31 protein-coding genes and 1 pseudogene are annotated in these 25,602 nt (G+C 58.4%); 5 read left to right on the plus strand and 27 right to left on the minus strand.

Annotated features, from left to right (window positions below; translation table 11 throughout):
* Window positions 1-126: 126 nt before the first annotated feature.
* Window positions 127-348 (minus strand): annotated as a pseudogene (locus tag ACZ445_RS17670) (putative metallopeptidase); the annotation flags it as partial.
* A 76-nt stretch (window positions 349-424) separates the two neighbouring features.
* On the opposite strand from ACZ445_RS17670, the gene ACZ445_RS17675 reads away from it, so the two are divergent.
* Window positions 425-871 carry a hypothetical protein gene (locus tag ACZ445_RS17675; RefSeq protein ID WP_058424032.1) on the plus strand — a complete coding sequence of 149 codons (447 nt, stop codon included), beginning with the start codon at window positions 425-427 and terminating at the stop codon, window positions 869-871.
* Window positions 872-939: 68 nt separating this feature from the next.
* On the opposite strand, the gene ACZ445_RS17680 is transcribed toward ACZ445_RS17675, so the two are convergent.
* Window positions 940-1,290, minus strand: coding sequence for a hypothetical protein (locus ACZ445_RS17680; protein ID WP_179030222.1), 351 nt, complete (start codon window positions 1,288-1,290; stop codon window positions 940-942).
* A gap of 217 nt (window positions 1,291-1,507) precedes the next feature.
* On the opposite strand from ACZ445_RS17680, the gene ACZ445_RS17685 reads away from it, so the two are divergent.
* From ACZ445_RS17685 to ACZ445_RS17700, 4 genes are all read left to right on the plus strand, one after another.
* The gene (locus ACZ445_RS17685) at window positions 1,508-1,708 is read left to right on the plus strand and encodes a hypothetical protein (RefSeq protein ID WP_058424033.1); all 201 of its coding nucleotides are present in this window, start codon (window positions 1,508-1,510) and stop codon (window positions 1,706-1,708) included.
* A 548-nt stretch (window positions 1,709-2,256) separates the two neighbouring features.
* Entirely contained in the window at window positions 2,257-2,466 is a 210-nt protein-coding gene (locus ACZ445_RS17690; RefSeq protein WP_342307878.1) for a hypothetical protein, read from the plus strand.
* Window positions 2,467-2,557: 91 nt separating this feature from the next.
* Entirely contained in the window at window positions 2,558-2,896 is a 339-nt protein-coding gene (locus tag ACZ445_RS17695; protein ID WP_342307879.1) for a hypothetical protein, read from the plus strand.
* Window positions 2,897-2,921: 25 nt separating this feature from the next.
* Window positions 2,922-3,602, plus strand: coding sequence for an SOS response-associated peptidase (locus ACZ445_RS17700; protein WP_464707338.1), 681 nt, complete (start codon window positions 2,922-2,924; stop codon window positions 3,600-3,602).
* Here ACZ445_RS17700 and ACZ445_RS17705 read toward each other — a convergent pair.
* The 25 genes from ACZ445_RS17705 to ACZ445_RS17825 form a co-directional block, all read right to left on the minus strand.
* On the minus strand, window positions 3,599-4,393 hold the full coding sequence (locus ACZ445_RS17705) for a DNA adenine methylase (RefSeq protein ID WP_464707339.1): 795 nt from the start codon (window positions 4,391-4,393) through the stop codon (window positions 3,599-3,601). The two genes, ACZ445_RS17700 and ACZ445_RS17705, sit on opposite strands and share 4 nt — an antisense overlap.
* A gap of 68 nt (window positions 4,394-4,461) precedes the next feature.
* The gene (locus tag ACZ445_RS17710; RefSeq protein WP_464693764.1) at window positions 4,462-4,968 is read right to left on the minus strand and encodes a lysis system spanin subunit; all 507 of its coding nucleotides are present in this window, start codon (window positions 4,966-4,968) and stop codon (window positions 4,462-4,464) included.
* Complete coding sequence (locus ACZ445_RS17715) at window positions 4,965-5,498, minus strand: glycoside hydrolase family 19 protein (RefSeq protein WP_464707340.1); 534 nt, start codon at window positions 5,496-5,498, stop codon at window positions 4,965-4,967. Before ACZ445_RS17715 ends, ACZ445_RS17710 begins: the two co-directional genes overlap by 4 nt.
* A 57-nt stretch (window positions 5,499-5,555) precedes the next feature.
* Window positions 5,556-6,605, minus strand: a complete 1,050-nt coding sequence (locus ACZ445_RS17720; protein ID WP_464707341.1) for a phage late control D family protein — start codon at window positions 6,603-6,605, stop codon at window positions 5,556-5,558.
* A gap of 94 nt (window positions 6,606-6,699) precedes the next feature.
* Window positions 6,700-6,906, minus strand: a complete 207-nt coding sequence (locus tag ACZ445_RS17725) for a tail protein X (RefSeq protein ID WP_017848158.1) — start codon at window positions 6,904-6,906, stop codon at window positions 6,700-6,702.
* On the minus strand, window positions 6,881-7,726 hold the full coding sequence (locus ACZ445_RS17730; protein WP_464707342.1) for a phage tail protein: 846 nt from the start codon (window positions 7,724-7,726) through the stop codon (window positions 6,881-6,883). The genes ACZ445_RS17725 and ACZ445_RS17730 overlap by 26 nt, the downstream gene beginning before the upstream one ends.
* Window positions 7,727-7,735: 9 nt before the next feature.
* Complete coding sequence (locus ACZ445_RS17735) at window positions 7,736-10,225, minus strand: phage tail tape measure protein (RefSeq protein WP_464707343.1); 2,490 nt, start codon at window positions 10,223-10,225, stop codon at window positions 7,736-7,738.
* A gap of 148 nt (window positions 10,226-10,373) precedes the next feature.
* Window positions 10,374-10,685, minus strand: a complete 312-nt coding sequence (locus ACZ445_RS17740; RefSeq protein WP_342307888.1) for a phage tail assembly protein — start codon at window positions 10,683-10,685, stop codon at window positions 10,374-10,376.
* A gap of 11 nt (window positions 10,686-10,696) precedes the next feature.
* On the minus strand, window positions 10,697-11,200 hold the full coding sequence (locus tag ACZ445_RS17745) for a phage major tail tube protein (RefSeq protein ID WP_464707344.1): 504 nt from the start codon (window positions 11,198-11,200) through the stop codon (window positions 10,697-10,699).
* 12 nt (window positions 11,201-11,212) lie between these two features.
* Entirely contained in the window at window positions 11,213-12,379 is a 1,167-nt protein-coding gene (locus ACZ445_RS17750; protein ID WP_464707345.1) for a phage tail sheath subtilisin-like domain-containing protein, read from the minus strand.
* A 101-nt stretch (window positions 12,380-12,480) separates the two neighbouring features.
* A complete protein-coding gene (locus ACZ445_RS17755) occupies window positions 12,481-13,152 on the minus strand; it encodes a tail fiber assembly protein (RefSeq protein WP_464707346.1) in 672 nt (223 codons plus the stop codon).
* Between the two features lie 3 nt (window positions 13,153-13,155).
* Window positions 13,156-15,138 (minus strand): phage tail protein, encoded by a 1,983-nt coding sequence (locus ACZ445_RS17760; protein ID WP_464707347.1) that lies wholly within the window; start codon window positions 15,136-15,138, stop codon window positions 13,156-13,158.
* Entirely contained in the window at window positions 15,135-15,740 is a 606-nt protein-coding gene (locus ACZ445_RS17765; RefSeq protein ID WP_342307893.1) for a phage tail protein I, read from the minus strand. Before ACZ445_RS17765 ends, ACZ445_RS17760 begins: the two co-directional genes overlap by 4 nt.
* Window positions 15,718-16,617, minus strand: coding sequence for a baseplate assembly protein (locus tag ACZ445_RS17770; protein ID WP_464707348.1), 900 nt, complete (start codon window positions 16,615-16,617; stop codon window positions 15,718-15,720). The genes ACZ445_RS17765 and ACZ445_RS17770 overlap by 23 nt, the downstream gene beginning before the upstream one ends.
* A complete protein-coding gene (locus ACZ445_RS17775; RefSeq protein WP_342307895.1) occupies window positions 16,614-16,940 on the minus strand; it encodes a GPW/gp25 family protein in 327 nt (108 codons plus the stop codon). The genes ACZ445_RS17770 and ACZ445_RS17775 overlap by 4 nt, the downstream gene beginning before the upstream one ends.
* 5 nt (window positions 16,941-16,945) lie before the next feature.
* Window positions 16,946-17,182, minus strand: a complete 237-nt coding sequence (locus ACZ445_RS17780; protein ID WP_464707349.1) for a hypothetical protein — start codon at window positions 17,180-17,182, stop codon at window positions 16,946-16,948.
* A gap of 38 nt (window positions 17,183-17,220) precedes the next feature.
* On the minus strand, window positions 17,221-17,826 hold the full coding sequence (locus ACZ445_RS17785; protein ID WP_464707350.1) for a phage baseplate assembly protein V: 606 nt from the start codon (window positions 17,824-17,826) through the stop codon (window positions 17,221-17,223).
* Window positions 17,823-18,329 carry a hypothetical protein gene (locus tag ACZ445_RS17790; RefSeq protein ID WP_342307898.1) on the minus strand — a complete coding sequence of 169 codons (507 nt, stop codon included), beginning with the start codon at window positions 18,327-18,329 and terminating at the stop codon, window positions 17,823-17,825. The genes ACZ445_RS17785 and ACZ445_RS17790 overlap by 4 nt, the downstream gene beginning before the upstream one ends.
* On the minus strand, window positions 18,304-18,684 hold the full coding sequence (locus ACZ445_RS17795) for a head-tail joining protein (RefSeq protein WP_342307899.1): 381 nt from the start codon (window positions 18,682-18,684) through the stop codon (window positions 18,304-18,306). The genes ACZ445_RS17790 and ACZ445_RS17795 overlap by 26 nt, the downstream gene beginning before the upstream one ends.
* The gene (locus tag ACZ445_RS17800) at window positions 18,684-18,998 is read right to left on the minus strand and encodes a DUF2190 family protein (RefSeq protein WP_464707351.1); all 315 of its coding nucleotides are present in this window, start codon (window positions 18,996-18,998) and stop codon (window positions 18,684-18,686) included. The genes ACZ445_RS17795 and ACZ445_RS17800 overlap by 1 nt, the downstream gene beginning before the upstream one ends.
* Window positions 18,999-19,066: 68 nt before the next feature.
* The gene (locus tag ACZ445_RS17805; RefSeq protein ID WP_464707352.1) at window positions 19,067-21,154 is read right to left on the minus strand and encodes a ClpP-like prohead protease/major capsid protein fusion protein; all 2,088 of its coding nucleotides are present in this window, start codon (window positions 21,152-21,154) and stop codon (window positions 19,067-19,069) included.
* Window positions 21,120-22,646 carry a phage portal protein gene (locus ACZ445_RS17810; protein ID WP_464707353.1) on the minus strand — a complete coding sequence of 509 codons (1,527 nt, stop codon included), beginning with the start codon at window positions 22,644-22,646 and terminating at the stop codon, window positions 21,120-21,122. Before ACZ445_RS17810 ends, ACZ445_RS17805 begins: the two co-directional genes overlap by 35 nt.
* Window positions 22,643-22,855, minus strand: a complete 213-nt coding sequence (locus ACZ445_RS17815; RefSeq protein WP_071491836.1) for a primosomal replication protein PriB/PriC domain protein — start codon at window positions 22,853-22,855, stop codon at window positions 22,643-22,645. Before ACZ445_RS17815 ends, ACZ445_RS17810 begins: the two co-directional genes overlap by 4 nt.
* The gene (locus tag ACZ445_RS17820; RefSeq protein WP_464707354.1) at window positions 22,846-24,909 is read right to left on the minus strand and encodes a phage terminase large subunit family protein; all 2,064 of its coding nucleotides are present in this window, start codon (window positions 24,907-24,909) and stop codon (window positions 22,846-22,848) included. The genes ACZ445_RS17815 and ACZ445_RS17820 overlap by 10 nt, the downstream gene beginning before the upstream one ends.
* Complete coding sequence (locus ACZ445_RS17825) at window positions 24,872-25,426, minus strand: terminase small subunit (RefSeq protein WP_046035594.1); 555 nt, start codon at window positions 25,424-25,426, stop codon at window positions 24,872-24,874. Before ACZ445_RS17825 ends, ACZ445_RS17820 begins: the two co-directional genes overlap by 38 nt.
* Window positions 25,427-25,602: the final 176 nt, after the last annotated feature.

Consider the following 25,602-nt stretch of genomic DNA (forward strand, 5'->3'; position numbering starts at 1 on the left):
TACATTTTCTACCAGACTCAAGGCGCTCAGCCGCTCTTCCTTGAGTGCGCAGGTGAGCAATAGTAGTAAAAAATCAAAGAGATGACGAGGAAAAGCTTGGCGGGAAGTGCACAAACCCAATGGGATAATGACTGTGCGGCTTTGCTTCTCTAAGTTCGACGACGCCCACATCACTCGGATGCCTGCACCCGGTAATTGGGCATGGTCTTCGTTGTGAATACTGCCGGTGTCGGTGAGGATCTCGGCTTGGAGTCATTCCCATACTTCGGGAGCTGGGGCTAGGCGAATGCCGAAGTTGGATAGGTCGGACAGCTCAAGCTCTGACGATGGAGGGTATGGCCTGCCCATAAGTTATCTTGAGCTTGAAATAGTGGCTCATTGCCGGCATTCATGGCGACTTCAAAAGGTAAGGACGCTAATACTCATGTCATTCGTCAAAGCCGTCTCACTCTTCGTATGCCTTTTGGGCGCTGCGTCGCTCAGCGGATGCACCGTGGGCCCTCAAGCAACGTGGACCAACCTGGGCCCCGGTGGGATAGCAACCAAACGCAGCCAAATCGCCTGCTACACAGACGCAAACATCATCGACGGGAAGCGAGTGGAAGGCACATTGTGCGCGTTTCCTACGTCCGGATTCCTGAGCGACGGCGAGCCAACCGTAATCGCAAGAATGGGCTATGGGCAGCAATACACTTTGGAATTCAGCAAGACGCTTGCGGGGTTTGAACTACCATTTGGCGACAAGAAGGGAGTTCTGAAATGCGAACCTATGAAGACTGAGCCTGGCAGGACAATACCTGAGAGCTTTTGCACTCTCACGGTCAACGGCCAGAAACTGGTCAGCGCTAAGATACTGTTTGGTGGCATGTGACAATCACCCGTGCCGCACTCACCTGCGGCACACCTAAATCTACACAGTTTTCAGTAGCCCGAACCGGCTTACGCTCCCCACTGCTGGTTATAGGCCGCGACGTGCTCAGGAAAGACACCACCGTATGGTGGATACTCGATACCTAGAACGCTCAACTCTATTGCGTCTTCCCCGCAATCAGACGAGTAGTCCGCAATGCACACACCGGCAGCACGAATCGCCTCTCCGCCCACAATACGCACTGTAAAATTAAAATGTCTCTGATCACGCTGAGCAAAGGCTCTGACTTGCTCCTGGATAATGGAATATCCAGGAGCAGGAACAAATACGCCGAACGCCACCCCCATGGGCGGATCGCCGAGCTCTAAATCGGACCAACCGATAGGCTGCCCATTACTGAAAGCTTCGAATCGCAGCATGGAAATGACCTATCAGGTACGGCTAAATTTCCCGAAGAATGACACATCAGCTTGGTAGCGGGTATTCAGGACCGCGGGCGTGGTCACCACTCTGCATCATGGTTGCGAGTGCCCATGAACTGGTGGCAAGGAAGTATGCTGCGGTACCAACATCTCCCAAGCTGATGTAAAAAAGTACTATTGCCCTTGCAAGCCTTCACTGGATTCAGGCCAACACATGCAGATCATCCGCACTGGAACGGTTTTAATTGGCGAATACGCTGGTTGGACAATAGAAATTCAGGATGACCGCGCAGGTGAAACGGGTGGTTATTACCTGTTCATGGTGCAGGACGAATCAAATGGTTTCGATTCTTGGTTTGAGCGCATAGAGCAGCTGCAGCAACAAATTTCAGAACTCGACGTTCGCTGGAATTAGCGTCTCACTCATGCGCTTTCCTTTTATCCCTCCCCTTAAACGTCAGCCGCTATAGCGGCAAGACCCAAGGTGGTATCGGAAATCATCGATATCGGCGACGCCAGCCTACTCCAGGGACACAGCGAGCAGGAGATCACCAAACGGGTTTACAGAAGGATTGGCGCCACTGCCAAACCATCAAAATAGGCAAAGTTTCGGAACGCCTATCAAAAACCGGCGTTACCTACCCAGAAACCAGAAACACAAAAGCCCCGCTAGTGCGGGGCTTTTGTTTGAATCTTGGCGGGAAACCAGGGATTCGAACCCTGGAGACGCTATTAACGTCCGCCGGTTTTCAAGACTGCCGATTTAACCATATAAATCAATAGCTTATAAACTCATCGTTTCCGCACTTGAGTATTTTTTTGTGCCTTACAAGCCCCGCAGATCAAGGGGTGCATATGACGTTGCGGAAATGATTCCCCCCCTCCCCGGCATCCTGCCGACCGAACACAAACTCCCCGAAGAACAACGGCTGCTAAGCTTTTCACTCAATCAGAGGAACGCCGATGTCCAGCTCAGACCTACTCCCCTCACTGCTATCCAAACTCTACGAAAACCAGTTGGCACTTGAAGCCTCCATCATGGAGCTGTCGAACTGGGTGGAGCAGCGCGGCTCCGCAGATGTAGCCGAGAACATCCGAGGTGCGCTGTACACAATTGATGAGAATGAAGAGTTCATCAAACTGACCCTAGCCGTCCTTATGGCGCCCGACTGATCATCGGGTAAACCTGCAGCTCGTCGCCTCAAATCGCGGCACCATCAAACCTCGATTACTGTATGCGCATACAGTAATCGGAAATCCAACCATGCCCATCGATGAAGACACCTGCGGGTGGCTCGGCCTTCCCCCGCCTCTGGAAATGTATCGCCAGCACTGCAGACTTTTGGAAAACGAGATCCAAGAGCTGAACCTGCAGCTACGCAAAGCGCGGGCTGACGTTTTCGGCATCAGCCAAATGCTGCTGGAGACCCAGGCCAAGAACGCAGAGTTTGCCGGATACCTCCGTCAGCGAGGTGGCGAAGCAGCGGAAATGCGCAAACAGATCGACATTCTGACTACCGCACTCAATTCAAGCCGGCGTGATACCGAAGCCCTGAAGCGAATCGTCAATGAAATGAGACCTCAGCCGACCACGATTGTCTAAAGTGAAACGGAAAGAGGGCTTGGCCATGTGCGGAAGACTGTCGCAGTACAGAGGAATCCACGACTTTGTTGCGGCGCTGAGCATGCCCAATGCCCTGGCGAACTCGGTGGGTGACGCCCAGCTTGAGCGGTACAACGTAGCACCGACAACCCAGGTCGCCATACTCCACCTTCAGGGCGAAACGCTGCACGCAGATCTGGTGCCTTGGGGATGGCGCCCCCACTGGGCAAAGGACCGCGCGGCACCAATCAATGCCCGCGTCGAGAAGGTGGCCCACGGCCCATTTTTCCGCAAGATCTGGCCGCATCGAGCAGTCACACCCGTCGACAACTGGTTCGAGTGGGTGGATGAAGGCGGGGCGAAAAAACAGCCCTACCTGATCCGTCGGCGGGACGGCGCGCCCGTGCTGTGCGCGGCCATTAGCCAACTGCCAGACGCAGACGAAGGACCTGGCGAACATGACGGCTTTGTGATCATCACCGCCGACAGCGCCGGCGGCATGGTGGACATCCACGACCGTCGGCCCGTGGTGCTGACGCCGGATTTGGCTCGGGAATGGTTGGACCCGGCAACGCCAAAAGAGCGCGCCGAGCAGATGGTGCTGCATCAGGGCGAACCGGCCGAGACCTTCGAATGGTTCAAGGTCGATACCGCCGTGGGCAATGTGCGAAACCAGGGGCCCAAGCTGATACAGCCGGCCCCTTAGAACAGCCCGCCTAAGTCGAAGGGTTTCCAATTCATAATCACGAGCTCACCGCTGACCTCAGCCTTTCCCTGACGCTGATTGGTGGTGCTGTACCGAATGTCGAGCGTTTCGAAGTGGAACCCTTCAAAAACCCGCCGGATATCTGGATGGTCGTTGATGCTCACCATAACCTTGCCTTTACAACGGCGCATGAAGCCGGCCATCCGCTCATAGTTTTCAAAGGGGAAGTCCACGCCATATCCGGCGGTCTGCCAGTAAGGCGGGTCCATGTAATGGAAGGTGTGCGGTCGATCGTATCGTTCAGCGCATTCAAGCCAGCCCAAGTTCTCGACATAGGTGCCGGACAGCCGTTGCCAAGCTGCAGAAAGATTCTCCTCGATCCGCAATAGGTTAATGGCTGGGCCAGTTGTTGCTGTGCCGAAGGTCTGTCCACTCACCTTGCCGGCGAAGGCATGGTGTTGCAGGTAGAAAAACCTAGCAGCTCGCTGGATGTCGGTGAGCGTTTCCGGCCTGGTCATCTTATGCCACTCAAATACTTGCCTAGAACTGAGCGCCCATTTGAACTGGCGCACGAACTCCTCCAGATGGTTCTGCACTACCCGATACAGCGTAACCAGGTCGCCATTGATGTCGTTGAGAACTTCAACGGGGGCCGCCTGGGGCCGCATAAAGTAAAGGGCGGCGCCGCCGGCGAAGACCTCGACATAGCACTCATGTGGGGGGAAGAGAGGGATCAAGCGATCGGCCAAGCGGCGCTTGCCACCCATCCATGGAACAATTGGGGTTGTCATTTTTGCAATCCTTTGCAAGTGAGGTTTTCATTGAGGTCATTCTAATTTTTAGCGGCCACGATTTTAGGTCAGCGGGCAATTTCCCTGACGTACGCTTGGCATGCCCGCAACGCGATCAATCCTTGGTCGCCGTCGTCGGTAATGCCGATAATTCGTTGAGCATGCGCTGGGTCAAGTTGGGCTCGACGGGCTGCATGAACCAAGCCGCCGGCGCCGGAGGCGGTAGGCACGTCGCAGCCACTGGCTGAATCCGTGGCGTCGAGAAGGACTGACAGCCGCACATCAGCAGTAGCAAGCTGGTCACGCAGGCGAGCCTGGTTGCGTTGGACATCGGATAGTTCTCTGCTGTGTAGTTGGTCTTGGCCGGCGAGCAGTTGCTCGAGCGCCAGGCGCTTGTCCGTATCATCGCGCGCCTGCTTGGCAGCTACCGCACTGATCAGGCCCAGGTCGGATTGGAATTGGGCTGCCTGCCTGGCCAGCCTCCCGTCGTATCGCCAGTCCTGCACCTTCCATGTCGAAAAACAAGCAATGGCCAGTACTGATATCAGGCATACCAGCTTCTGTCCCAGGGTCATGGCAACACCTTCAGCGCCTTGTCGTACAGTGCTTGGCGGTCTTCCTGGCCGGTGAGCCCGCCATTGATACGCCGGGTTATCTTCACGAGCTTTCCTTGATCCGCCAGGGTGTTCAGCCCTCGGGTAGACCAGAACCAGGCCGCCGACATCGCGGCGTACTGCGGCTGTTCCAACAGTGTTGGTTGATTGATCAAGTCCAAGCCCAGCGCCTCACCGCACGCCGCATAGTTCGCACGGCCCGTTATCTGGATCAGTCCCCGGCCACGGTAATTGGAGCCATCACCCGCCACAATATTGCCGAGGTCGGCGCGGCCTTCGTAGGCGGCCTGCTGCGCCGTCGGCCCCCAAATCTCGCGCACGTAGCGCAACTGGCCTGACTCATGTCCGACCTGGGCGATGAATGCGGCTGCGCGCCTTGCGCCGACAATGCCGTAACGGTTCATGGCCGTGTTCAGGGCGGAAACAAAAACGCCGGCTTGGCGGCCGGCGTTCGGGAGGATCTGCAGCAACTGCTGCTGAGTAATCGGCATACAAGCTCCTAACGTGAATAGCCCGCACGCGGCGGGTATGGATGGTGCACCGCCCCGCTACGCCAGGCTGACGACCTTGACGGGCTTCGCGGCTTTCTTCGTTTTCTTGCCTTTCGCTTTGGCCTTGCCCTTTTTGCCGCCGTTGCACTCGACGGTGGTGGACCAACCGGCCTGGGTGTATGTCTGCTCGACTGAATCCACCAAATACTCGCCATCGAGCCCCACCTTGAAGCCCTGGGCGTTGATAGATCGTTCCGCGAATAAATCAGTACGGCCGGGCATTTCCAGGCGCACACCAGCCGTGGAGCGATTGAACGCAGCCAAGCGCGCCTTAGCCGCGGATTCGGCGGCGGTCTTGTTCGGGTGAATATGGCGGTCGGTGTGCACCGCCGGCAGGCCATCAGGCACGTCGTCGTTCTCCAGGGAGACCACCGATAACATGCCCGTCTTCTTGTCCTGATGCTTGGCCGCCACGGTCTTGTGCGCGTTACGGTCGCCAAGGCGGAATTGCCAACGGCTTACGTCGCTGCGCGTGATGGTGATCGCGCCAATCACCTTACCGCTGGCACTCAGGCGCGCTTGGCGCTGCATCACCATCAACTTCCCGTCGCCCACCTTGGCGGTGCAGTCGTATTGCTTGGCCAGGCGCGTGACAAAGCTGAAGTCAGATTCGTGGAGCTGGTCAGCGCGGGCGACCTTCGTGGCAATGGTGCAGGCCGGCGTCCAGCCATTGCGTGCCGCGATATCGGAAACGATTTTCGACAGCGGCACGTCTTCCCAGCTACCGCTACGGATCGACTTGCCAGTGCCGCGCATGTCGCTGGCCTTGCCCCGGATAACGATGGTGTCCGGCGGGCCGGAAACCTCGATTTCATCGACCACATAGCGCCCCAGGCGCACCAGGGACGTTTCGGCATAGCCCAGGTAGACCTCGATCCCGGCGCCGCGCTTGGGCAGCGTTACCAGGCCGTCGCGGTCATCAATGCGCAACTCAAACTCGTCCGACTCCATGCCGGGCTTGTCCGTAGTGCGCAACAGCAAAAGCCGATCGTTAATCAGCGACGTAATGTCGGAACCGTTCGCGACGATTCTGAATCGTGGAGTCATAGGGCATTAGCCAATAAAAAGCCCGCACTGGGCGGGCTTTAGGGAAAGGAGGCGTTACGCATAACGGAGCAAGGTCGCAGCCGATAGAACTGGATCAATCCCACAGGGCCACTTGCTCATCCACAGGGCCTGGCAGATCCGGCAAGACAATCACCACGCCGGCACGGTAAGGCTGGTCCTCATCGGCCAGGCCCTGATTGGCTGCCAGCACCGCCTCGACACTGCCCACCAGATGGCCATAGAAGTTATGGCAAATGGTATCGAGCAGATCCCCGTCAGATGTTCTGCATGTCGTCGCCATAGCGCACAAACTCCAAGGTAAACGCCTGTTTGCGGGGGATACCGCCCTGCATTAGCGCGCTTTGGTCTTCGTCAATCGTCTTGAGGCACCAGGTGCCCAGCACAACGCCATAGCCCGTGGTCAGGGTTACAGGCTTGAGCTGGGAGCCCATCGAGCGCAGCGTGTTTAGCTGTTCCAGCCCGCCACGGTAGCCCGGGAAAATATCGCCCTTGAGCGTGATTTTCTCGTCCCCCATGCCCACGGCCTGCTGGGCAGACCGACGCGTCAGGCGCTCCTGGGAGGCCCAGCGGTACTCGGTCGAGCGGCGCAGCGAATCAAAGGCCGCCGTATCGAGGTTGAAGTAATACGGTTGCGCCTTCGGGTCCAGCGGCTGAATGATCAGCAGATGGGGAAAAGGCTTCACCGCCTCTTTCGCCGGCGTGCCATCCGTAGCAAACGCACCGGTGGGCAGGATGTTGGCCAACGACGGGTCAATCTTGCCGGCGATCTTGTTGATCGCCGTAGCCGCCCGGCCGGCCTGCTCTTTCAACGTGCCCAGGCGCTCGTCAATCTGCGACAGGGCACGCGTGGCACGGTTGTAGGTGGCCACCACCTGGCCAACCTTGGCCTGGGCGGTGGCAATCCCACGCATGACCCGCTGAAGCTTTGCCCCCACGGCCGGGCCAATAAACGGCAGATCCTCCAGCTCGTTGGCCGCGCCGGTGATTTCGCTGATCGCACCGTTTACCGGCCCCATCATCCCATCAATACTGCGCCGGCCCGCTTCGCCGGCCGAGGCCAGGTACTTCAGGCCAGACTGTAACTGTGCCAGTGATTCCATAGTCCCCCCTTAGAGATGCGGCGCGTCGTAGAGCTGTCGGCTTTCGAGCTGCTGGGCGATTTCCCGCCGATGCTGCTCCAGCAGCGGCTGTAACCGGGCAGCAAGCTCATTCGGGTCCTTCACATCGCCTTGCACCGTCAGCGTGAACGGCGCGCTAATGTCCACCTTGGGCTCAATCTTCGCCGGCTGCACCTTGGCGACCACGGCCGCCGCAAGCGGCCCAGCCGTTGCGTCTGCGGCGGCCTGGGGCATCATCATGGCGCGCGCAACATCACCCTGATTAAGGGCGTTTGGCGTTGCCGGCAACGCGCCCTGGCCTGGATTGGCCAACATCAGCGGCCCCGTACGGGATGGGGCAAAAGACTTGGCAATATCCCCCAGCACTGGCGGGACGTCCTTGCCGGCATCCTTCATCATCAGCGGCCCAGCCACGGGCATGACCTTCTTGCTTTCGTCAAAGCCAAACATCGACTTGCCGATGGCACCGCCCAGGGCGTCACCGCCTAAGCTACCCAGATAGCCCCCGATCATGCCGCCCACAATGGTGCCGATTACCGGCACCGCCGAACCAATGGCTGCACCGGCCGCCGCACCGGCGAGCGTGCCAGCAAGACCGCCAGCCGCCGCACCATAGCCTTCGGCTTTTTCGTCCTGGGTTTCAGCGTTGTCGTAAGTGTCTTTGACCTTAAAACCGGCATCAATGAGGGCCAATACCGCCGGTCCCTTCATGCCTGCCCCAATGCCGCGCCCTGGACTTCGGCCACCACGGCCGCCGCCCTTCCCTTTGCCTTTGCCGTCCTTTACGCCAGTGTCATCGAGGTCGCCCATTCCCATGCCACCAGATCCGCCCACGGGCATGTTGGTGACAATGACTTTTTGCGGAATGTTCGGATTACCCATCAGCGAGCCGCGTCCAAGGTTGAGCAGGCCCTTGGCAATTTTGAATCCGCTCATAGCGGTCTGAAACGTGATCACAGCAGCAACAGCGGCGCCGATGCCGGTCACAACCCGGGGCGACTCGTCCGACAGCTTGGCCAGCCCCTGGGTGACATAGGCCAACCCATCCGCCACCTTGTCAGTGACTGGCCGGAATGCATCACCAATGGCGCGCATGGCTTCGTCCATGCCCTGGGCCATTTCCGCCCATTTTTGCGCTGACGCCTGCCGGCGCTCCTCAAGGTTCTTATCAAGGATCCCGGTGGCACTGGCCGAGTCTTTCTTGAGCTGCGCGTACAGCTCTTTGTTCTGCATGTAGGCCGTCAAAGCGCCCTTAACCTGCATGTCCGCGAACAGATCACCCGTGCGCAAAGCCTGTTCCAGGGACGCAATCATGGCCTTGGCTTTCTCGGGGTCCGTTTCCTTACTGATCTTCGCCGTAGCGGCGGCCATCGCGGCGGCCTTCTTCGGATCCGTTGCCGCAATGTACTTTTGGGCCAGCTCAAAGCTGGACTCCAGGGTAGATTTACCGTTCTGCAGGCCGGTATTCATAGACCCTTGGTAATCAATCCCGGCGTCCTTGTAGGCCTTGACCGTATCGCCAGAACCGATTTTCTCCATCCAGTTTTTGAGGTTGTTGGCCGCTTCGTCGGCACCGCCGGCGGTCTTCATTTGCACCTGAAGCATTGAGCCCAGTTGCGTCACCGCATCCATGCCGGTGATACCGATCTTGCCCATACCAGCCAGCAGCTCGGGGAACCAACGCGCCATGTCGGCCGCTTCAAAACTGCCCGCCTGGCCTTGATAGGCAATGGCCTCCAGTGCCTTTTGCATCACGGCTGGGTCGGAGATTTTGGCGTTCTGCCCCAAGGCGTTGATCATACGAGCCGTTTCGCCGCCGTCCGATCCCTGGCCCACCGCAAACTTGGCCGCCACAGGCGCGTACGACAGCGCCTTATCCAGCTCCATGCCAGCCCCTACCAGGGCGTTGACCACCTCGGCCACCTGATTACGGGCCATGCCGGTATCGCGCGACGTGCCAATAATCGTCTTGGCCATCTGCGCTTCTTCGGGCTTGTTGGCAATGTTCGCCTTGATCGCAATGTCACGGACAATCGCGCCAAAGTCCGCGCTAACCTTAGTCGGAATGGCCATCGCTGCCGTGGCGGCCGCCGCCTGGCCAATGCTGCTTTTCATCTGCTGCTTACCAGCATCGAGCTGCATATGGCCCTTGGCTTTAAACTCGGCCTTAGTTGCCGCCAGCCCCATGGCCGCGTATGCCTTGGTCAGGTTACGAACTTCCACGCCCTGCTTACGCAGGCCGTCCAGATTGTTCTCCAGCTTTCGCCGTAGCGCATCCGCGCCTTTGTCGCCGGCCATGTGCGCTTTGCGCCACTCATTGCGCAAGCGCATGGTTTCGCCGATGGTCTTTTCCAGCACCCGCGCCCGGGAACCTTGTTCCTCCAGCTTCTTGATTTTGTTGCTGACGTCCTTGAACGCCGCCCCTACCGTCGAGCTGACGGCCCCGCCAATGACCAGGCCGAGAGCAAGTTTGTTTGCCATGTGCGCGCCCTATACGTCGGGAAGATCAACAGCGGCTCAATCCGTGAGCCACCACACCATCACGTTAAAGGGCATGGCCAGTATCTCGGCAGACGAGAAACCCGTCTCTTTTGCCAAGCGTTTGGCCAGCGCCTTAAGCGTGCCCTCGTTACACGTCGTCTTCTTCAACCAGGCGAAAATAGCCCGCCTGAAGGCGCATGTAATCCTTGTATTTGAGGGCCATGAGTTCCGCCTCGGTGGCCGTGAGCAGGCTGCAAAACAAGCTCAACTCATGCTTTTCATGGTCACCATTGCCGGCTAGCTTGGCGGCCATAACATCCTTGACGCTGGGCGCGCGCATCATCAACTTGTCGGTCACAACCCCATTGAGATTGGCCTTGTGCTTGAGCGTTACGGTAACGCCATCGTCGCTCAGGGCGAGCCAGGACGGGAGCGGTGCAGCGAGAGATACGTTGGTCATGTCATCAATCCTTAAAGGCCCAGGGCCGAACGCTCAGCGGCCAGCTGATCAACACCGTTGATCACCTGCACCATGTTGGCAAAGTCGATTTCGAACATCACACGGCCGTCAATTTCGAGCTTGTAATAGGTGACGGCCATGGCGTGCTTGATTTCAGCCTTGTCACCTGGCTTCCATTCGCCCATATCCAATTCTTTGAGCGAGCCGCGCAAGGTCACAATTACCGCCTTGACGACGCCTTTCTGGCCCTTGAACGCACCACGAAAAACGGCATTGCACGCCGTCTGATCCGCCAGGGCGAAGAACTTCAGCGACTCTTTACGTACGCCATTGGTGACCCATGCCGCCTCCATCTTTTCGAGGCCAGTGGGAAGGTCAATGGGGCCACTCATACCGCCGCCCCGGTATTCCTCGGATTTGATCGCCAGCTTGGGCAGCGTCATAGACGGCACATCCCCGGAAAAGCTCACGCCATCAAGAAACATGGCGCAGTTGGTCAACATTTCAGGAATCATTGCTCGGCCCCCTTAGGCTGCTTCAAGTACTTCGGTCAGCCACTCGTTGGTGACTTCAATCAGGAAATTCGGGTTTTCGGCCGGCGGCACATCGGTGAAGCGAATGCGCCAATAGATTTTGCCCTGCTCGATTTGGCTGGCCGTATTCAGCTCGGTGTCCGCGTAGACTTCGAAGTTGATCACTGCGCCGGCGTTCTTCTGGTCGCGCATAAAGGCCTGGAGCCCTTCGGTCACGTCCGACACATAGGTTTTCGTGATCGAACGGTCTACAGCCCACTTGTGGCCCGCCTGGATCGCATCCATGAGGATGTCGCAGGTGCGTACACGGGTAACAAACGACCACTTGGCATCGGCCGAACACGTGCGGTTACCCCACAAGCGATAACCGCCATCGCGAATGATCGTGGTGATATTCGCGTTATTGAGCAGGTTGGCCCGGCACGTGGCGTCGCCGTCCAAGTACTCCACCGGCCGAGTGGTACCGGTGATGCCAACAAACTCCTTGTTCGATGGCGACGCCCAATAGCCGTACTCGGCATCGGTCCAGGCAAACAAGCCCGCCACCCAGGCCGAGGCCGGTGCATCCACGGTCGCGCTGTCGACGGTGCTCCAAAACTGCACGCCCGGATCCACCAGATAGATCCGCTTGCTGCCGAAGTTCAACGCATAGGCCATGGCGGCCTCGTCCGTGGTATTCGGGCCATCAATGATGGCAAGCGCGCGCAACTTGCCGGCCAGCGCATCCATGGCCGCGGCCACCGCCTGGATGGCCGAGTGCCCCGGGGCAATCAGCAATTTAGGCTGGGCGTTGTGCCGACTCTTGCCGTCCAGCAGCGCCTGGAGCCCCGTACGCTGCCCATCCGCCAGTACGCCACCGATGATGGCGGACGTTTGCAGCGCGGCGTCAGCGAGCTTAGGGACACCAATGGCGACGATTACAGCCTTAGCCCGTACATAGATCGCCTGGCACGCCCGGGTGATCGCCGAGTCAGTGCCGAATGCGGCAATGGCTTCGCGCTCAGACGTGATCAACTTCAGCTCGCCCGCCTTGGCGTTACCGCCACCGAGTACGCCCGGCGTGAAGGTGTCGCACAGACCGATGATCGAGGACGACGGGAGCGAAATAGTGCGCGCACCGTTGTCGATCAGCGAGGTAGTGACGCCGTGAAAGAAACTCATAGGGCTCAATCTCCAGAAACGAAAAAGCCCCGCATAAGCGAGGCCGTAGGTTGTTCGTGTTACGCGTAACGGAAAAGAAAACGCCCCGTCAGTACGGGGCGTTATTGGATCAGCTCAGCCAGCCATGCCGGCTGCGTAGGTCTGTACTCGGTTGCCGGAAAATGCTCCGACTCGGGCCAGTCGCGCAGATCCTGGCGGTAGCCCTGCAACTGCTTGTACTGCTCGCCAGTGAGAGTTGTAGGGCGCTCGGCCTCCAGCTCGTCACGGTGACGGGCGATCATCGGATCAGTCAGCAACAACGCTCGGTCACGAACAGCGCGTTCCCGGGCTTTCAGCTCATCCAGTGTAGGACCCGGCGCTGGGGCAGTACTTGGACGGCCGTTTTTACCAGGCGTCAGGATCGAACCACCCAGCGAAAGCACCCGGTAAATTTCGTCATGTTCTTCCTGGGGAACGTCCACCAGTTCAGATTCCGGGGGGAGCAAACACTTAGGGTTGGGCACAACAATCAACGGGGGAGAAGCGCTGTCATCCGGCACCTCAATCATCGGGGCCACTGCATCAATGTCAGGAACCCAAATGGTTTCAGGCGTCACCGTATCCCCCTCACTCCAATCCGGGTTTTCAACCTGAATATTGGGGCGATTCCATGCTGGGTCTTGGATTGGAATGGTTGGCCTCACCCATTTCGGATCAGGAACCCTAATAGTACGAGTGCCGTGGAATTCTTCATTGAAGAACGCATTCTCTTTTGCGCTATAAAATATATTCACTTATTAAAACCCCCTAGCCTCCACCACCACAACGAGCCCGGTTTGCACTACCCCTGCCCATTCCTCGATTCGTAACGTACAACCATCCACAGTAGCGAGTGAATACGACCCCTGAGTACCGCACTGAGCATTGGCCGCAAGTTTGAAGCTAACTCTTGCATTCAGAAACTGATTAGGGAATCGAAAAGGCCAAGTGACATTTATCAAAGTAGTCTGACCAAAGTCGCCAAGACTGTATTCCAACCATTGAATTATTTCTCCCGTATCCGCGTTTTTGCTCCACCCATTCGTAGCCAATAGCGCCGTATCTTTAGGACGGTCCACCTGAAGACGAACAACTGTCCCATTGACATTTTTCATATAAGGGGCGGCAACATCCCCGCCAATAAACCCAGCCTCAAAACAATTGTTTCCACCTATCTTGTATTGAACAGCAGCAACAACGTATGCGCAGTTTGCGATATAGGCACCTGCGTATCCGGCGGGCTGATCCCAAACAGTCGTGTTGCCTGCAATAGCAGGTACAGACAACGATTTCGGGACAGTTAGGGCGCCATCAGCGCTATAAGACATCAGCGGAAGGAGAGTTTTATTGTCAGCCGCAACCGTTCCCCAAACGAAGCCACCTGTGGTTCCGCCTCCCTTATTGCAAATAAATTGCGCCGTCCCTGTGCCTGCCGAACCCCAACCTATATAGCCACCCTGCTCATTATAACCGCCCACCTCAGAGTTAAAAGACAACCCGTAAAGCTTAGGAGCATAAGGCCCGCCATTTTTAGGCATGTAGTCGGATGGGTTAAAGTTTGCGGTCGTATAATACTCAAACCATTCTCCAGTGCCGTCAGCCAAGGTCAAACGCCCAAATGACCTACGAGCAGTCATTGAGCAACCGAAGTCAAACCCAAGCTTGCCGCCATTGTACTTGGCGCGAATACCAGAAAAATACTGTATTCCAGTAGGCAAGTCCGTAGTAGTCGGGTTCCCGTTAATAAACCGCGCACTACTTAAATCGGAAACTTTCCCGACAATGGCAACATCGTTATTTGAACTTACGGCATCAGTAATGCCGGCGCCAGCCAACGTTGTCGGATTCGTTCCCGCAATCACGCGACCGAGCTTATCTACAGTCAAACTACGGTAGGTGCCCGCCACAATCCCCGTGCGGCCCGCGACGACCTCAAACGTCAGCGGCGTGGTGCCCAGGACGATGGGGGCATCCGTGACCAACTGCCAAACACTGTCGCCATTAGCTGTGCCCTTCTCAACGCTGACAAATAGCCCCGGCGTTACTTCCACACTGGCATCTGCATCCTGGGCGCGCTTCCAGGCACCGCCAGGGGGCACAACGTAAATACCGTTATCCTTGGCCTGGGTCTGGTCCTTTACCAGCACCCGAGAGTCCGCCGGCAACAAAACACCGTCGACGGTCTGAATTCCGCTCAAGACGATATTGGCCGTCGTGGCCACCAAAACCGAATGCTTATAATCCAGCTTGGCCAACGCCTCGATAATTTGCAGATCCACCCATTCACGTGTGGCCAGCACAACCGCAGGGTCAATCTTAAGGACGACACTCGCGGTATTCGCAACGATGAAATTCATCCGAATGATTTGGGTCTTGCCGGTCCCCTGCACAAGCAAAGGCTTGAAGCTTGGGGCACAGTTGGCCACCGCCACCATGTCGCCATCGGCGTCATACAGACCGATTTCCCGGATCCACTTACCGCCCACGTCGGCCGGGATAACCTGCTCGGTGATGATGATGTTCGGGTTGGCCGGATCGGTTCGCACCTGATTGACCGGCGCACGACGCCATTCATTGATCAGGCGCGTTTGTGTGCGGTTGGGGATAGGGTCCGTGAGATTGGCATCACCCACACCCATTTGCGAAAAGGTCCAGGGCTGGCCCAAGGCCGTAGCGTTTGCCTGTTTCGCCTCCCCCACTGCCGTGAGGATGGCGAAGAACTGACTGTTCTGATCAATCATGGATACACGTCCAGGGTGTCAATTTCATCAATACACATGACCTGGCCATAAGTGCCGGTCACCTCGATATCGCGGGGAGTTGGTGGATAGACGTCGATCACTTCACCCTCGCTTACACAGGCGCCGATGCCGATGTAACCGGTGGTCTCCAGGCTGATCGCCAGGCCGGTCATATGCCGACTGACGGGCTTGGCGTCATCAATGAGCCGGGTCAGCTCTTCGTACATTTCTTCGGTAATGCCGGTATCCAGAACACCGACCTTCAGGGCGAACGTACCTGGCACACCCTCGGGAACCGTCTGCCACCACTCCATGACCTCAATCAGGTAGCCCAGCGGCTCCACCACACGACGCAATGAGCCAATCGTGCCTTTGTGCTTGTGGATGTAGTACGAGGCCCTGATGGCGGCCCGCTTGGTCGCCTCGCTCCACCGGTAATCCCAGCGGTCCACCGACCAGGCCCACGCCAGATGTAGTAACAAGTGGGCTGGGCATGTATCGGCGTTGTAGAGCGTGCGCAACGGAACAATGGTTTTTTCGTAGAACGCGGCCTCAATGGCCCGCTCTAGCTGGGTGCTATTACTGGGCAGCAGGCTTTTCATCCGCCAACCTCACGTCGTAACCGGTGCAGTACGCGGCCTGGGCTTTAGTAGGGGCCAGGTCAACCCACCCGGGCAGCTCGACACGCGAAACGCCGGCAACATGCACCTGGGCGTCCACAGCAGACCGCGCCACCTCAACGCCAAGACGTTTACGAGGGTTGACCCATTTCGACAGACGGCTCAAGGCTTCGGCCAGAGCGGCGTCACCTTCTGGTCCGGCGCTGTTCATGTGCAGGATCGCGTCAATTCGGTAATTCAGAATTTCGGCGCCCTGAACTGCCACCCGATCCCCCAGCGGCCGCACGTCGTCGTCATTGAGGGCTTTAGCCACCGTGGCCAACAGCTCCGGCGTGGCCGTCCCGTCTCCTTCGGTACTCAGCACCGTTACGGTAACGCTCGCCGGAGATGGGCTTTCCGCCGTGGCATCCAGCACAAGACCGGACGCATTACGCGCGTGCAGGATGTAGCTGTTACGCGGTCCCGCCGTGGTCAGCCCCTCGTAGGCCAACTGGATACGCTCACGATACGGATCATCATCCTCAAGGACTTCAGCCACAGGCGGAACCGCCAGCAGATCCTCGGGCTGAATAACCAGGCGTTTCAGATTGACGTTGGCGCCCAACTGATCGAGGTCGCCCTTGATGGCGTGAGCCAACAGCAGCGCCTTGCATGCATCGTTAACCCGGGCGCGGTTACCAACCTTGTTATAAGCCCCAACCTCCAGCAATTTGGAAACCGGATCACTTTCGAGCGCGGCATTCCAGTTGTCGCCCATATAGGCGCGAAACGCCGACAGCCCTTCGTCGTAGACCTCTTCGAAGTCCAGCGGCTCCAGCACCTCCGGCGCCGGCAAGGCCGACAAGTCCACGATGCTCATACGCTTACCTCCAAGACAAAGCTGTCGCCCAGGTACTCGCCGGCAACGCGTAAGTTTATTTTTCCATCCAGCAGCGACAGCGCCGTCACTCGCTCAAGCTTCAGCCGCGGCTCGTTAAGTCCGAGGGCCCTCGCGGCTTCGGCCTGAACCGCACTTTTCCAACCGGCGTTGATTGGCAAGTCAACGAACCCACGCAGCTTGCTGCCGTACAACGGCCGGTGCCGGCGACTGTCCAGGGACGTACTCAAGATGTCAGCGATGGACTGTCGCAAATGCTCGATGCCGGATATGGGTTGCCCGGTGTGGCGATCCATTCCGATCATCTGGCTTAGCCCTCCTGGGCGGCGTATTCGCTATGAGCCTTCAGGAATGCCACAGCCTCTTTATCGGACTCCGGCACCACCACCAGGTGCTTGGCCACCGGATAAGTACGATCAGTACCGGGCACAACCAGCGTGCGCGACGTGTAGACCAGATCGCGGAACGTCAAAGACGCCGGCGCAGCGGTGGCTTGTTCTTCGGTTGCGGGCTTTTCGATGGTCTTGGCCATGATTTCTCCGGGCATGAAAAAACCCGCACGCGGCGGGCTGTAGGTGAATAGGGTTAGTGCTTGTGGTGGTTATCGCTATTACCGGCCGCCAGAATATCGGCGTCGCCGGTGATGCTTTGCGTTACGTGTAACGGGCCGTCGATTTCTACCGCGCCGATCAATGCTATCTGCGGCGATTTGATCGCGGCCCAGCCGGGCGCCAGATCGAACTCGGTACCGCCCACCGTGGCATTCATCGCGTTATCCGTAACGGTAACCACTGTGCTGCCCACTTTGATGGTGACCGTACCCGTGGGCAGCGTGATGGTGTACGTCTTGGCCTCCCAGTCGTAAACCAGGGAGCCGCCATCGTCAAAACGCCAGACTTCTACATGGTCCCGGTTATCCGGCGGCCCGCCGGCGTTGCCGTACAGCCCGGGAATAAACGTCCCCATGCCCGCCTGGCCGCTGGGGTTGAACAAAACCCCCTGCTCACCCAGGCTTGGGGCGCGCCAGTGTCGCGCCTTACCGGCCGCCAGGCTGTGCCAGCGCACCCAGGCGCTCGTCCATTCGCCATTGCTGACGCGCACCGCCGGTGCCGCCAGATCCACGCCGACCACCACGCATGGCATCAGCATGGCCGCGATCATGCGGTCGTGTTCCGCATCGGCGTAACTCACGAAAGAGCCTCGGGCGCCACCGGCTCGTCGCCCGGCTCGATGTTAAAAACGAGCGAGCCTGGCGGCTCATCAGGCCATGGCCAAGCGAATTCCCCCAATTCGAAAGTCTGGACCCATTGAACCGACCACATGACGAACTGTTCAAGCTCAAGCGTGGGAGCTTCCGGCTGGGCGTGGACCTGCTCCGGCGGGCCGGTAACAAAATCCAAACCCCACCACTGATCCTTAAGCACTGTCGTCATTTGAGCCGCCAAGATAGCGGCCTGTAACGATGCCTTGGGGCGGTCTGCGTCAACCAAAATGCAGGATTGGAAACGGCCAATCAGAGCCGTTTTCCCCTCCCCTCGATCAGTACCCAGGGTCATATCGGTAATGCCGTACAGCAATGCCGGTGTGTTTACCTGGGCATCCAGCTCGGGGAACTGCTCGACGTGAAGCACCCGGGGCATACGCTCGCTGATAATGCGAGTGATCGCATCATGTAATGTCGTCAGTTCGCTCATTGGGCACGCTCAGCACCAGGTCAACCATGCCAGAGCCGTCAGGCTTCAGGCGCACGACCTTGTAGCGGCCACCACCCAACGCGGGAGGCAGCTCAATGGTAAGAAAGTCGCCTTTTTTGACGCCTTGCACGTCGACCACTCGCGCGGTCAGGGTGGGCTCTAACACCTCGTCGGCATTGATCGCACCGCCCAACCGCACAGCGCCGCCCTTGCCACCGCCGATTTCGGCTCCGACAAAGGGGGAGGCAAATGCACCGAAGACTCCACGACCGTCTGCCAGCGTCGCCGGATCGCCCAGGCGCTCTACGGCCAGGGCGTCCATGCGATCAGCCAGGGCCCGAAAGCCGCCGGCCATTACTGAATCAACAGGGCTTCAGCGAAGCCGCCAGACGCGTCAGTCAGCAGCTTGCCGAATGGAACTGCGTCAGCCGTGCCGTCTGCGACCAGCCCTCCGGCCAACAGACTGACCTTGACGCCCTGCTTCAGCGCACCAGTAACCGGCAGCAGCCACGAACCGCCCAGGGCACCCACGCACGGATCGCCCTTTTTGGTGGTGTCCAACGGGACCACCACCAGGGAGTTGATAGCCAGCGGAACGCCGGACGTCGTACCGCCAGTTGGCGAAGTAAAGGTGACCGTCTGCCCGGCGCCTTGATAATTCTTCGACATCGTTCAATTCTCCAGAACTCAAAAACAACAAACCCCGCACTGGGCAGGGTTATCAGGAACAGCAGGATTTACTTGCCAGCGGCGCTGTACAGGCCACGGAAGTCGGCAGGCGCAACGCCTGCGTCGATACGCACCTTGCTGGCCACGCCGTCAACGCTGAAGCCGTTTTGCTGCTCCACATACGGCGTATCAATACCGTTGAGGTAAGCCACTTCAATGGTGTCGCTGCCTTGCTTGGCGGCCATGTACCAGGCCGTTGCCGACGCATCATCAAGACGCGGCTCACCGATCACTTTGGCAAAGCCACGGATCGGGTTGATGATGCCAGAGTTAGCATCAGCGCCCGGCACAGAGGCCGAGTTGATGATTTGGTTGGCCTTGTCTTCCAGGGCCACCGGGGTCAGCACGTATGCTGGGCGAATGTTCAAGGTGCGAGGCTTGCCACCCTCAACCTGGGTTTTTTGCGAGGCCATTGCAGTCTTACCAGCGATCAAGCTGGCAATGGACAGCTCAGACGCCGGACCGGCCGCGTTGTTTTTGCGCGACGAATCAAACAACGACTTGCCGTCGCGCATCTTCGGCGGACTGGTCAGTACTGCATAGACCAAATCGCCGATGGTTGCACGCGCCGCCTGGCCCATCTTGTAAGGCACGTCACTCAACAACGACAGGTCGTCGTTGATGATCGCCTGACGGGTGATCGAAAACAGCTCACCGTAGGTGGCCAGCGTGATCGGCTCGCCGCGATCACTCAAAGTGATGTGCTTGTACTCGGCGCCCGGGCGCACTTCGCGCAAGCTCGGGAACTCGCCAAGGCCGACCCGCGAAGAGGTTTTGAAGTCGCTCAACTGGCCTTTTTTGGTCCAGAGCTGAAACGTCTCTGGGGCTTCTTCCCAGCCGGTCAAAACCGACTTTCCGGCAATATCCAACAGGATTTGCCCGAAGTCGCTGGAGCTGTGAGTGAAGGCCAGGCCGACCATCTGCATCGGATTGAGCGTGGCCACCAGAATGCCGCGCTCGGTCAGGGAGGCACGCGCCAGCTCATTCAGGCGCATGTGATTGAGCCCATTACTGGCTTCGATTTGGGCAATGCCGATACGCGCCTCCAGGGAAGCACGCACCGAATCGCCAACCAAATTGCCGTTAGAAATATGACCGTGCAGACCCGGGACATTGGACGGCGTGGTCTGCTCACCCAACTTGGCCAACAGCTGCGCCCGGGCACTTTCAACAGTGCATGCCATGTCAGCTACGCAAGCCTGCAAAAGCTCAGGATGGGCAGTCGCAAAGCTGCCGAACGCGGCAGTGATGCCGGTACGGCGCGCGCCTTCCTCGGCAATGACCTGGGCGCGAATCTGATCAGCTGACAAGGAATTTGCCGGAGCCGGTGCAGGTGCGGTTGCTGGAGCCGGGGCAGGCACTTGGTTACGCGGGTTCATCAGGCTGTTAAAAGCTTCTGGCGGCATGTGTTCAAACTCCTGCATGCGTTTCGATTTGAGTTGTGCGGCAGCTACCAGCGGATCAATCAACTGATCAGCGAAGCAGGCTGCCACCGCCTCGCTGCCATCCATCCATGTTTCATCCTTCAACAGCGCGTGGATTTCTTCCGCGCTCTTGCCGGTCTTGCTGACGTAGGCCTGCACCAACGTTCCTTCAACCTTGTCGAGTAGGTCGGCATAGCGGCGCATGTCATCCGCATCGCCGCCCTGCGCACCCCAGGGCTTGTGGATCATCATCATTGCGTTGGTCGGCATGTACACCTTGTCGCCCGCCATCGCGATCACGCTGGCCATGGAAGCCGCCAGACCGTCGATGTACACATCTACGCGGGCCGGGTGGGCCTTGAGCGTGTTGTAAATCGCCATGCCGGCGAACACATCGCCACCGGGCGAGTGAATGCGCAGGTTGATTTGTGACACGTCACCACAGGCGGCCAGATCCTGGGCAAACTGCTTGGCGGTGATACCCCATCCGCCGATCTCGTCATACAGCAGGATCTCGACACTACCGCGCGCCATGGCGCGCATTGAGTACCAACTCTCCACCGGCTGGTTTGCCGCCGTAATCACGGACGAAACCGACGACTGAACCGACGCCCTGGGCATCGTCAGCGGCGGCGCTTCACGCTTTCTCTTTTTCGCTTGATAGGTCTGCATTGACGGTCACTTTCCCGTAGAACTTGTGATAGGCGTCGGAGCTGAACACCAGCCCTTTAGCCCGGTTGCTTTCGATTTCCGCCTGACGCGAACGCTTAAGCTCTTGCGGGTTTCGCCCGCGCGCTCGGATCACTTCGGCCTCATCGGCAAAACCACCCTGCACCAGCGCATCCCAGGCGGTCGCCTCATGCACCGGGTTAATCCAGGGCATCACCGGCCCCTGATAAACCGCTCCGTACACCGAATCCATGTTTACGTCGCCTGGCGGCACAAGTACGCCGCTGACCAACGCCATTTCGATAAAGGCCCGGTAAACCTTGCGCGACCAGTAGTCGATGAATTCGTGCTGCAGCAGGTCGTAACCCAGTTGTGACTCCACCAGTTCCTGACGCTGAGCCGAGTAAGTGCCCGTGTAACTGCGCGTCGCCGTGGAGTAGCCAATACGCGTACCCGCCGCAACCGCGCGCAACTGACCGTTGCGAAAACTCTCCACAAATTGGCTGGGCCGGTTGCTTTCGATCATCCCCACGTCTTCGCCGGGCAGCAGCCCGTCAAACACCATGCCGGGGGCAATGGGAATACTTCGGGCACCGGTGGCCTGGCCGTCCTTGCCCGCAGTCGTAGGCGCAACCACGTAGTCGTCGGTAGAGCCCTTCTTGATGAACATCGCCAGAGCCGCGCTGATACGCGCAGCAACGCGCTCGCTTTCTTCGTAATCCTTGATGTCCGCCAAGCGCGTCAACACGGCGTGCAACAGAGGCTGGCCCCTGTTCTGCCCAATTCGCTTGCGGTACGCGATGTGCAACATCCGATCAGCCGGCACGAACTTGGTATCCACCGACATGCTGAAACCCAAAGCACTGCCGGGGTGACGTTTCAGCAGGTTGTATCCGACGACCCGGCGCCAGGCGTCGCGTGTGATGCCCTGGCAAATCCCTTTCGATTCGTCGTTGTAGCTCCAGGGCAGGTAATCAGGCTCCAGCAACTCCAGCGTAAAAGGCACTTTGTGCAAGTGCTTGAAGTTGGGCACCTTGCCCAACAACTGCTGGGCCAACGATTCGCCGTCGCGTAGCCAGGTGCGGCAAACCAGGCGTTCCATTTGTGCCCGGGTCAACTCCCCTGACGTTTCCGGCCGCAAGGACCACTCGGCCCAAAGGTCTTTGATTTGCGCCGCGAACGCCAGGTGAATATTGCCGGCGTGATCCAGTGGCAACGGCTCCACCGCAATCCCGGCTCCACCCACTACCCGCTCTTCCAACCGGTCGAAAATACCCGTCACCAGGTCGTGGTCTTCGTCCAGCTTTCGAGCTTGGCCGCGCAACGATTCCGCGTCACGCTGCAATGAGCTGTCTGCGCTTCGCGTTTGTCTCTTCGCTTTGTGTGTGCGCGTGACCTCGGCAGCCTCAAAGGCTTGGATTCCGCTACGTGCCGCCAGGCGCCGCAAACCCGCACCCGGGCTAACCGCTGCAATGCAGCGGTCGAGGAAGTTCAACGAAACTCAGCCAGGGCATAACCCGGACTGCCCTGCGCGGCGGCGCGCTGGGCACTAACACGGCGCTCCCATTCGCGTCGACCTGCTTGGATTTGCGGCAGTTCGGCCATGGTGTGGGTGCGGCCATTAAAAATGGTCGTTTTACCCAGCAGAATGGCGGCCTCTGCCTCCAGATACTTGTCCAGCATCTCCTGCGCGTTTATAGCCATCCGTTACTTTCCACGTTATGCCAGTCGCCAGAGGCGTCGGCTTGAGTTGATGGGGGCTCAGGCCGCACCGACTCAATCGGCGGCTCTGATTCTTCTGGCTCATTCAGGTCGGGCACTTCCGGCACCTCCCACGCGCCCGTGGCCGGAACGAACTGAGCCTCTAAGGCCAGTTGCTCCAGATCCAGGCCAAAACGCTCCTGACTGATCCGCAGGGCGGCCAGTGCATACACAAAACAGTCGAGGGCTTCATTGCGGCGGCGGCCGCTGGTCCAGCGCTGAACCCGGCGGCCTTTGGAGACCATCCATTCTTTACGCTCGCTGGTCAGCTGCTTCATTTCGTCTTCGTCACACACCAGCTCGTTAAGCGGCAAGTGGATGCACTCAGGCACTGGGCGGTCGCCGTCCGGTTCGATTTTCAAGCGGCTGTAGATCAGCTCCTTGGCGTTGTCCGTGCCTACCTCAGTGAGGTAAACCCGGTCGCCCTTGGTCTTTTTCTTTGGGAAGGTGGCAATCTTCTTGCCGTAGGTCGCAGCGCCGAACACCGGGATAACCCAGGTGACGCCGTGCTTTTTGCTTTCTTTGCGAACTTCGTCCGAGTAGTGACCACCGGAGTCCCAGCACCAGCGCTCTACACGCATTAGCGTGCCGTCTTCGCGGGTGAACTGGCGTCGTATTTCCTGGCCCACTTTCTTCCGCAGCTCAACGCTTGCAGGGTCACCGGTCAGCACCCAACGGTGAACCAGCCACGCTTCCTCACCGGCGCCGAAAGCCCAAACACGGCCCTCATAACGGTCATCCTGCGTGTCAATCCCGCCGAACAGCGCGACACCCCGGGCGGGCACTTTCAGGTAGTTGCTACGCCGCTTGGCCAGCACTTCCCATTCCAGTTTCTCGCCTTGGTCTTCTTCCCAGGCTTCGCCCAGTGTGGTGTTGATAAAGGTCTTGAGCTTTCCCCGGTCCTTGCCGACCTTCAGCCATTCACTGACCACCGAAGCCCAGGTAACGAACTCGGAGTACACGGTCCAGATGTGGAACGTGACAGATCGCGGCGTGGTGATCGGCTGATCATCGGCGGAAAACCATTCCATGCCGTCGCGGGTCCAAATACCTTGGCGCTCGCAGATGTAGCGGCCAGTAACTGAGGCCTGAATCATTTCGTGGTATTCGAACGTGCAACCGTTGCCGGACTCGCACAAGTACCAGGCTTTCTCTACCTGGCCGTATCCATCGAGCCGCCAGCGCATGCCGTAAGGCTTGTCGAAGGCTCCCCATTTCAAATGCTGCTCTGTGCCGCAGCACGGACATTTGATGTTGAACCGAAGGAAGTGCGGCGACTCATCAGCCGCTCGGCTGATTTGGCAGCCCTCGCCCACTGACTCGTCATCCTCACCGCCGGCAACGATCACCCCAGGAGTAGACCCACGTATTGATTTAGGAAACGTCGCGCCTTCAAGGCGCTTATCCCCCAGCATCGTCGGGGAGCCCTCACCCTCGATATCGGCGTCGAACTTTGACAGTTCGTCGTAGATCACTTCATCAGGGCTTTTCTCCCGGTAGTTGCGCGCCGCCTTACCACCCAGGCACCAAAGCATTTTCGAGTTATCAAAACGCTTTTCGTCCAGGGTGTTATCCCGGTGCTTCACGCCGTACCAGGGCGCCAAAGCGCGCACCAGGGGAACGTCGCGGATCATCGTTTCGATGTGGCGCTTCATCATGGTGTCGGCGTCCGGATCGGTCGGGCACCAGGACAACACGTTGCGTTTCTTGTGCTGGATCTTGTAGCCCTTATTGGCTACCAGCATCTTGGTATAGCCAACCCGTGCGGACTTCAGCACGTTGACTACAGCGATCAGGTCATTGCCCATCGCATTAAGAATGGCGACCTGAAACGGCGCCGTGGTCCAGCGCCCCTCCTGATAGGACGACTCGGAGGACAGGTAAAAATGCTTATCGGCCCACTCAACCGCCGTCAGTGGCGGTTCCTTGTAGAGACCGGTTAGGCCCTTACGGACGCTATCAATCAGCGCCCTCATCCAGGGCTTCGACGAACTCATCTAGAAGCTCCGGCAAGGTGTCGGCCAGGTTGACCGCTTCGTTCCGCGTAACGGCTATTTCACGTTGGATAGCCTCGATGTGACGCACCTCGATATCCGGGTGCTTGCGTTTCACTTTGATGTGAATGGTGTCCAGCGTTGAGCCGAGCATCGCGCTCAACTTGCCCAGGGCGAACAGGCAGAAATCCACCGGCACCAGCTTTTTGGCTTTCACCCGATTACGCATTTCTTGGGCGTCGGCTTGCTCAGTGGTCAACCGCAGTTTCTGCTGCGCTTGCTTGTACTCAATCAGCGGATCGATGGGTTGGCCGTCGTCATCGAGCGGTTGTTGTTTCTCGCCCTTGTGAACCAACCGGTTATCCAGCACAGAACGCACGTCGTAAAACGACTCTCGGCCGATCTTGGCGATGGGCGTCACCCCCCATTTATCGAAGGCTTGCGTGGTAATCCCGAGGCTGTCCGCCATGCGCGACTTGTTCAGCCACTCAGGTTTGCGGGTGATCGATTGATTAGCCATAACTACACAACAACCAACCTTTGAAAATGGGTCATATATAGCGAAGACGCGGGGCCCGAATTACCCCCATGAGGGGTGTGGGTCCGGGAGTACCTTCGTCTTTTCGTATCGACCGACCTGTCAAGTGAAAAAGGCGATGAAATCGAAGAAAAGGCCACTTTTTTCACCTTTTCTCT

It is taken from the genome of Pseudomonas allii, from assembly GCF_055380095.1.